Consider the following 7,968-nt stretch of genomic DNA (forward strand, 5'->3'; position numbering starts at 1 on the left):
AACCCCACCTACTATGGCCTGATTGTCTTACGAGGGGGGAACCGCTCCATGCCGCGTCTCGTACGGTCAGCAGCTCTGGCCGCCGCAGGAATTCTGGTGGCGGGTCTAGCCGTCGGCTGCGGCGGTCCCGACGGGGACGGGGGCAACGACGACGGGAAACCCGCGCCGACCGGTCCCGAACAGTCGCCAAGGCCCGACCCCTCCTCCACCCTGCCCGCCTCGCTCACCGGCCAGAAGCTCGACTGGGGCGGCTGCAAGGCGACCGGCGGCGACCCCGCACCCGGCTCCGAGTGGCAGTGCTCGACCCTCAAAGTCCCCTTGGACTACAAGAAGCCGGACGGCGAGACGATCGACGTCGCACTGATCCGCGCCAGGTCCACCGGCAAGGGCGAGCGCATCGGCTCGCTCCTGTTCAACTTCGGCGGGCCCGGCGGCTCCGGCGTCTCCATGCTGCCGTCGTTCGCCGACGGGTACGAGAAGCTGCGTGAGCGCTACGACCTGGTGAGCTTCGACCCGCGCGGGGTCGACGGCAGCGAGGGTGTGCGCTGCCGCAGCGACAAGAAGACGCAGGCCGCGGAGTCCGTGGACCTCACTCCGGACACTCCGGCCGAGGAAGCGGCGTACTTCAAGGACGCGGCCGACTTCGGCGCGGGCTGCGCGCGCGACGCGGGCAAGCTCCTCGGCCATGTCTCGACGGCCGAGGCCGCCCAGGACATGGACGTGATGCGCCAGGTGCTCGGCGACGAGAAGCTGCACTACATGGGCATCTCGTACGGCACCGAACTGGGCGGCGTCTACGCGCACTTGTTCCCCAAGAAGGTGGGACGCCTCACCCTGGACGCCGTCGTCGACCCGAGCGCGGACTCGGTGGGTCACGCGAAGAACCAGGCGCGGGGCTTCCAGCGCGCCCTGGAGAACTATCTGAAGTCCTCGGGCCAGGACCCCGAGGCGGGCTCGCAGAAGATAGTGCGCCTTCTCAAGCGCCTCGACGCCAACCCGCTGCCGGGTTCGGACGGCCGGAAGCTCACCCAGTCCCTGGCGACCACCGGCATCACGGTCACCCTGTACAGCAAGCAGAGCTGGCCCGCCCTGACCCGCGGCCTCGAACAGGCCGAGAAGGGTGATGGCTCGGCACTGCTTCAGCTGGCCGACGCCTACAACGAGCGCTCTCCGTCCGGCCGTTACAGCACGCAGAGCCACTCGCAGCGCTCGATCTCCTGCCTCGACGACAAGGCGCGTACGACGCCCGCTGAGGCCAAGGACCGGCTGAGCGAGTTCCGTGAGATTTCGCCGGTCTTCGGGGAGTACATGGGCTGGGACACGGCCGGCTGGTGCCATGACTGGCCGGTGGCCGGGCTGCACGACTCTCCCGACGTGAGCGCCCCCGGCGCGGCTCCGGTCCTGGTCGTCGGCAACACGGGAGACCCGGCGACGCCCTACGAAGGCGCCCGCAAGATGGCGGACGAGCTCGGCAGGGGTGTCGGCGTCGAACTGACCTGGAAGGGCGAGGGCCACGGGGCGTACGGCAGCGGCAGCGACTGTGTGGACAGCACCATCAACGACTACCTGCTGGAGGGGAAAGCCCCACAGGACGGCAAGATCTGCGAAACCTGAGCATTCCGGCCCGTCCGGCGTTTGAGGACGAGCCGTCAAGGCGACGCATTGAGCCCGGCCCAGAACGAGCCGCCAGACAGATGGGGCCCGCACCAAGAGGTGCGGGCCCCATCTCCGTTCAAGCACTACGCCTAGTAGCAGGCGCTACGCCTAGTAGATCGGCTTGTCGGGCTCGATCTGGTTGACCCATCCGATCACGCCGCCACCCACGTGCACCGCGTCGCTGAAGCCCGCGGACTTCAGTACGGCGAGGACCTCCGCGGACCGGACACCCGTCTTGCAGTGCAAGACGATCTTCTTGTCCTGCGGAAGGCTCTCCAGGGCGGTGCCCATGAGGAACTCGTTCTTCGGGATCAGCTTGGCGCCGGGGATCGAGACGATCTCCCACTCGTTCTGCTCACGGACGTCGATGATCTCGATCTTCTCGTCCGCGTCGATCCACTCCTTGAGCTGCTTGGGAGTGATCGTCGAGCCGAGCGCCGCCTCCTGGGCCTCGTCCGACACGACGCCGCAGAAGGCCTCGTAGTCGATGAGCTCGGTGACGGTGGCGTTCGGGCCGCAGACCGCGCAGTCCGGGTCCTTGCGGACCTTGACCTGGCGGTACTGCATCTCCAGGGCGTCGTAGATCATCAGGCGGCCGACCAGCGGGTCTCCCACGCCGGCCAGGACCTTGATCGCCTCGGTGACCTGGATGGAGCCGATGGACGCGCAGAGCACGCCCAGGACGCCGCCCTCGGCGCAGGAGGGGACCATGCCGGGGGGCGGGGGCTCCGGGTAGAGGCAGCGGTAGCACGGGCCGTGCTCGCTCCAGAAGACGGAGGCCTGGCCGTCGAAGCGGTAGATCGAACCCCACACGTACGGCTTGTTGAGCAGCACGGCCGCGTCGTTGACCAGGTATCGCGTGGCGAAGTTGTCCGTGCCGTCGACGATCAGGTCGTACTGGCTGAAGATGTCCATCACGTTCTCGGCCTCGAGCCGCTCTTCGTGGAGGATCACGTTCACGTACGGGTTGATGCCGAGGACGGAGTCCTTCGCCGACGCCGCCTTGGAGCGGCCGATGTCGGCCTGGCTGTGAATGATCTGGCGCTGCAGGTTCGACTCGTCGACCTCGTCGAACTCCACGATGCCGAGCGTGCCGACGCCCGCCGCGGCGAGGTACATCAGCGCCGGTGACCCGAGGCCGCCGGCGCCGACACACAGCACCTTGGCGTTCTTCAGCCGCTTCTGCCCGTCCATCCCCACGTCGGGGATGATCAGGTGGCGGGAGTACCTGCGAACCTCGTCGACGGTGAGCTCAGATGCTGGCTCCACCAGGGGTGGCAGCGACACGGGGACTCCGTTGGTCGGTATTTCGGATCGGTGGTTCTCTCCGTAACACTGCCACGCCCTTCTTCATTCCGAGACACCCGTTCCGATGCGCGAGACGATTTCGTCCCAGTACCCGGGCATCGACTCCCACGGGTCGTCCGCTCCCCCACTGTCCACGCGGTCGGTGAAGTAGATCGTCGACGCGCCCTGCCAGCGTGCGATGCGCAGCGCCTCGTCGAGGTGGCCGCGCGGCATGCCGTGCACGAAGTGGCAGAAGCGCTCGGGCGGATAGTCGGCGGTCCACTCGGCCACCTGTGACCAGCGGTAGTCGCTCCAGGGGCCGGAGAAGGTCACCAACTGGTCGGCGGACTCGGCGTACCCGGGATACGGATGGGTGCCGTGCCCCAGGACGATGTGGGCGTCGTCGCAGAGCGCCCGCAGGGTCGTGACCGTCCTGCGCACCTCGGGGAGCGACGCGCGCTCCGTGGGACAGCGGTCAAGGGAGAAGCCGTCGACCTGGTACCAGTCGAGGTAGCGGTGCGCGTCGGAGACGAGTTCCCCGAAGCTGCGCGCGCCGTACATCGCGTCGAGGTGACCGAGAACACGCACGCCCGCGTTCCGCAGCCGCCCCGCCGCCTCCAGACAGTGCGGGTCGGGCCGCTCCCCCGGCCCCCTGCTCACATTCAGGACGACCCAGTGCAAAGGGGCGCCGGGACGGGTGAGTTCGGACCATTCGGCGGGCGCGACGAGGGGGTGCGCGAAGCCCGGAATGCCGAAGCCGAGACGTACGTCGGTGTGCGCGGTGCCTGTGGCTGTGCTGGTCAGATGCGGCATGCCGCCTCCATCCAGATGTCGGCGAGTGACTCTTCGAGATTGATGCGGGGGCGCCAGCCGAGCCGGTCGCGCGCGGTGCGCACATCGGCCTGCTGCCAGCTGCCGCACCCGTCGGGATAGGGGTAGGCGGCCGGGTTCCCGTGGTCGGATTCGGAGCGCGGGTGCCCGATGGATTGCCGCAGGGCCCCTTGGTCGAGCTCGTGCAGGGCTCCGCCGTACCCGGCGACGCGCGCCAGGACGGCGGCCGCGTCACGCAGCCGCACGGCCCGCCCCGCGCCGATGTTCACGACTCCTTGGGCCGCGGAGAGCGAGGCGGCGTGCACGGCGCGCGCCACATCGCGTACGTCGATGAAGTCCCGCTGCACACCGAGGCCCCCGAGCTTGAGCTCGCCGTCACCGGCCTGCATGGCCCGGCGCATGGCCTCGGCGAGCCGCCCGAGCGGCGATCCGGCCGGGGTGCCGGGCCCCGCGGGCGAGAACACCCGCAGGACGACGGCGTCGAGACCGGCCCCGAGCACCAGCTCGGTGGCGGCCAGCTTGCTGACTCCGTACGGTCCGCCGGGCCTGGGCACGGCGTCCTCCGCGGTGGAGGACCCCGGCTGGCTGGGCCCGTACTCGGCAGCGCAGCCCAGCTGCACGAGGCGCGCCCCGCATCCGCTGCGGCGCAGTGCCTCGCAGATCGTGGCGACGGCGACGGTGTTGTGCCGGGTCAGCTCGCGGGCACCGCCACGGGTGGCACCCGCGCAGTTGATGACGACGCCCGGGTGCACGGCGTCGAAGAAGCGGGTGAGCGCGCCGGGGCTGCCGCTCGCGAGGTCGAACCGTACGTCCGAGTCGTCGCCGCGGCCGAGCGCGGTGAGCTGCACCGCCGGGTCGGCGAGCAGCCGGTCGGCGACGAACCGGCCGAGATATCCGTTGGCTCCGATCAACAGCACCCTCATCGGGCGGCTCCCGGATCGGATTCTCGGATGCTGGGGGTGCTCATCTGGTGTTCTCCTTCAGAGGGTTGCCGTAAATCACGGGGTAAGGCCCGCGGTGTCGGCCCCGCGGGAGAGAAAGTTTTCGGAGTGGAGTGAAGTGGGGTGGGGCGGGCAGGAACGCTCAAGGCGCCCCGCCCGCGTGCGCGGAGGCCCGGCTGAGCACCCGCAGGGAATGGAGCAACAGCACGCACGCGGCGGCGCCACACGCGACGACGGGTACGACACCGGGCCCCCAGGCCCGGACCGCCCCCTCCACCGGGGCCGCGAGCCACGCGAACCCGGGCAGACGCCCGGCGAACACGCAGGCGATCGAGCCCACCTCCACGGCTCCCGCGGCCCCCAGCATCAGCAGGGGCGCACGCATGAACCCGTACGAGGAGAGGAGCCGGGAGAGCAGCAGCAGCGCGCCGAGAGCTCCGGCACCGGCAGCGGCCCGCACGCCGTAGACGGCACCGGACCCCACGAGCAGGGCACCCAGGGCGCAGAGGTACAGCGCGACCACGCCCAGGAGCAACGGCCGTACGGCAGAGGTGAACTCGGCGAGCCCCCGGCTGAGCGACAACCGCCTCCGTGCCCCCACGGCGAACAGCCACACGCACCACACCGCGGGCGCGACAGCGAGCGAGAGCCCCAGGGCGACAGCGGTCGACGGCGCCCAGGGGCCATCGGGTCCACCGGAGACGGCGGCCCGCAGCAGACCGTCTCCGAAGAGGGCGTACGCGACGAGAAGACACACCCACGCGCGCGTGGCCGGCACCACCTGGTGCGCGCAACGCAGCGGACCGTACCGAAGAGCCACCCGCAGCGCGACGGCGACGGCGAGCGCTCCGCCGAGCCCCACCGCGATCCGCGCACGCCCCTCACTCAGTTCGAGCCCCACGGCTGCGAGCCCGCAGACCACACCCGGCAGCAGGGCGAACAGCGCCCAGCCGGTCGGCAGTTGGGGAGCTCCATGTGAGGGAAGCGCCACGGGGACGCCGCGTTCCTCCTCGCCGCGCGGCACGCGCGCGTACATCTCCTCGGCGAGCGCGAACACGTCCCGGTGCCTGAACCGCGCGGCGGTCCTGTCGGTCACCCCGTGCGCCTCGAGCCCGGCGGCGATCTCCAGCGGGTCGACGGCGCGCTCGCACAGCTTTCGATGCCGGTGCATCAGCGCCTTCACCGGATCGACGCCACCGCGTCGTACAGGCTTGGAGGCAGTACCGGCACCGGCACCGGCGCTTGGCCCCCGCCAAGCCGCGGGTTCCCCCACCAGTGCCGCGTCGGCCACCAGTTCCTCCGACCGCACATCCCACCCACCAGGGCTCGCCGGAGCCCGCGGCGCATCCACCTTCTGCTGCTTGCTCATACGCCCGCCCCCTTCAACTGCTCCGGCCGGTCCGTCTCCCGCGCCCAGCTGGGCCCACCGCCCGAGCCGGAGCCCGCGTCCCCGCCGCCCGCGGCGACCGCCCACCGCCCCGGCACGTACGCCTCCGCCGGATTGCCGAACGGCACCGGCTCGCCTGTGTCGTCGACCGCCTCCCTGTGCACCGGACAGTGCGAGACGATCTCCAGATAGATGCCGCGAAATGCCTCGATGTTCTGCTCCACGGTGAACAGTTCGAGCGCCCGCGCACGCGCCGCAGCACCGAGCCGCTCGCGCCGCCCCGCGTCGCGCAGCAGTGCCACGCACGCCTCGGCGAGAGCCCGCGGGTTGCGCGGCGGCACCACGAGCCCGGTGCCGCCGATGACCTCGACAACCGCGCCGACATCCGTGGAGACCGTCGCGCGCCCGCAGAACATCGCCTCGACCAGGCTGATCGGGAACCCCTCGACGACGCTCGACAGGATGACGACGCTCCCCGCGGCGTACGCGTCCTCGAGTTCGGGCGCTTCGGGCGTGCCGATCTCCTCGAAGGACACGGGGTTGTCGCCGACGGCGTGCGCTCCCTGCGCCTCGTCGGGGAAGAGCTGCGCGGCGAGCGCCCTGCAGTGCGCGAGGTACGCGGCGGCCTCCGGGCCTTCCGCGGGTGCGCCGACGATGCGAAGACGCGCCTTCGGCTCCTCCTTGCGGACCTCCGCGAAGGCGTGCAGGAGGGAGATCAGGTCCTTGGCCGGCTCGATGCGTCCGACCCAGAGGAGGGTGTCCGGGTCGCCCGGGTCCTCGCGCTCGCCGACATCGGCGAAGCGGGACGCCTCCATGCCCGGATAGACGGTGCGCAGCTTCGCGCGCTCGGCCCCGCACCGCTCCTGCCAGCGGCGGGCGTGCGTATTGCCGGGCGTGATGATCGTGGCCCGGCGGTACACCTCGGCGGCGAGCTTGCCGTGGAAGGAGGTGAGCAGCGCCCGCGCCGGCGCGCTGAGCGCGTCGTCGCCGGTCGCGAGGTAGTGCGCCCGCAGCTGTACGCCGTACTCGGTGACCAGGAGCGGCACTCCGGAGAAGTGCTTGGCGAGGAGACCGGGGAGCGCCGCAGGGCCGCCGGACGTGGCGTGGCACAGGTCCACCGCGCCGAGGCCGTCGTCTCCGTACCAGTCGAGGGAGAGCGGCCGCAGCGCGCGCTCCAGGTGGCCCGCCACGGCGAGCAGGTCGGGGACCCGTGCGGTGCGCGCGGCGCGGAGTGCGCCCGGCGCGCGGCACGCGCTCTCCAGGACGCGCACGGCCGCTTCGGAGCGCAGTGCGGCGACGAGTCCGCCCTCGTCCATCGCGAGTTCGGCGAGGCCGTGGAGCGCACTGCTGAAACGGTCCGCCAACGCCCCGGAGGACCCGGATTCCCCGGAGACACCGGAGTCGCACACCACCGCGGCCAGTTCACCGAAGCACTCCGCGAAGCGCCGCCGCGCCCGCCGTCCGTACCCGGCTCCGAAGGCGGCGTCGTCGTCGACCATCCACAAGGGCGCCGTCCGCACCCGTTCCACCTGGGGCGGCAGCTCGATCCAGCCCTGCGCCTCCTGCCGCTCGCTGCGGCTGAGTGCGTAGATGTCGAATTCATGCTGCCCGAGCCCGCGCACGAGCCGGTCGCACCAGAGCCTGGCGTCACCGCTCACATACGGATAGCCACCCTCCGTAAGCAGTCCGATGCGCACGCGTACACCCCCGATCTCCCATATGGAGAGCCGCCGTTGGACCAGCGGCTCGCAGCGGGACGAACGTATGCGGACATGCCGGTGGCCGGTTGGACGGGTTTGAAAGAACCCACCAAAAAGGGGGAACCGCCCTAAAATAACCCATGCCGTAGGGGAATGTAGGGCCATG

6 protein-coding genes are annotated in these 7,968 nt (G+C 70.9%); 1 reads left to right on the forward strand and 5 read right to left on the reverse strand.

Annotation, left to right across the window (positions count from 1 at the left end; translation table 11 throughout):
- Positions 1–48 precede the first annotated feature (48 nt).
- Positions 49–1,614: an alpha/beta hydrolase gene (locus ACFQ7F_RS21345; RefSeq protein WP_383272635.1), complete on the forward strand. Its 1,566-nt coding sequence runs from the start codon at positions 49–51 to the stop codon at positions 1,612–1,614.
- 150 nt (positions 1,615–1,764) lie between these two features.
- On the opposite strand, the gene moeZ is transcribed toward ACFQ7F_RS21345, so the two are convergent.
- The 5 genes from moeZ to ACFQ7F_RS21370 form a co-directional block, all read right to left on the reverse strand.
- The gene (gene moeZ / locus ACFQ7F_RS21350; protein WP_383272637.1) at positions 1,765–2,943 is read right to left on the reverse strand and encodes an adenylyltransferase/sulfurtransferase MoeZ; all 1,179 of its coding nucleotides are present in this window, start codon (positions 2,941–2,943) and stop codon (positions 1,765–1,767) included.
- Positions 2,944–3,006: 63 nt separating this feature from the next.
- Positions 3,007–3,756 (reverse strand): spherulation-specific family 4 protein, encoded by a 750-nt coding sequence (locus ACFQ7F_RS21355; protein ID WP_383272639.1) that lies wholly within the window; start codon positions 3,754–3,756, stop codon positions 3,007–3,009.
- A complete protein-coding gene (locus ACFQ7F_RS21360) occupies positions 3,744–4,697 on the reverse strand; it encodes an NAD-dependent epimerase/dehydratase family protein (protein WP_383272641.1) in 954 nt (317 codons plus the stop codon). Before ACFQ7F_RS21360 ends, ACFQ7F_RS21355 begins: the two co-directional genes overlap by 13 nt.
- A gap of 160 nt (positions 4,698–4,857) precedes the next feature.
- The gene (locus ACFQ7F_RS21365; protein WP_383272643.1) at positions 4,858–6,084 is read right to left on the reverse strand and encodes a hypothetical protein; all 1,227 of its coding nucleotides are present in this window, start codon (positions 6,082–6,084) and stop codon (positions 4,858–4,860) included.
- Positions 6,081–7,799 carry a DUF3492 domain-containing protein gene (locus tag ACFQ7F_RS21370; protein WP_383272645.1) on the reverse strand — a complete coding sequence of 573 codons (1,719 nt, stop codon included), beginning with the start codon at positions 7,797–7,799 and terminating at the stop codon, positions 6,081–6,083. Before ACFQ7F_RS21370 ends, ACFQ7F_RS21365 begins: the two co-directional genes overlap by 4 nt.
- Positions 7,800–7,968: the final 169 nt, after the last annotated feature.

It is taken from the genome of Streptomyces sp. NPDC056486 (assembly GCF_042795295.1).
GTDB lineage: Bacteria > Actinomycetota > Actinomycetes > Streptomycetales > Streptomycetaceae > Streptomyces.

Bases quoted from the DNA above. Each gene is read 5' to 3' on its own strand.
- ACFQ7F_RS21365 (WP_383272643.1), bottom strand. From the start codon at position 6,084: ATGAGCAAGCAGCAGAAGGTGGATGCGCCGCGGGCTCCGGCGAGCCCT.
- ACFQ7F_RS21360 (WP_383272641.1), bottom strand. From the start codon at position 4,697: ATGAGGGTGCTGTTGATCGGAGCCAACGGATATCTCGGCCGGTTCGTC.
- ACFQ7F_RS21345 (WP_383272635.1), top strand. From the start codon at position 49: ATGCCGCGTCTCGTACGGTCAGCAGCTCTGGCCGCCGCAGGAATTCTG.
- ACFQ7F_RS21355 (WP_383272639.1), bottom strand. From the start codon at position 3,756: ATGCCGCATCTGACCAGCACAGCCACAGGCACCGCGCACACCGACGTA.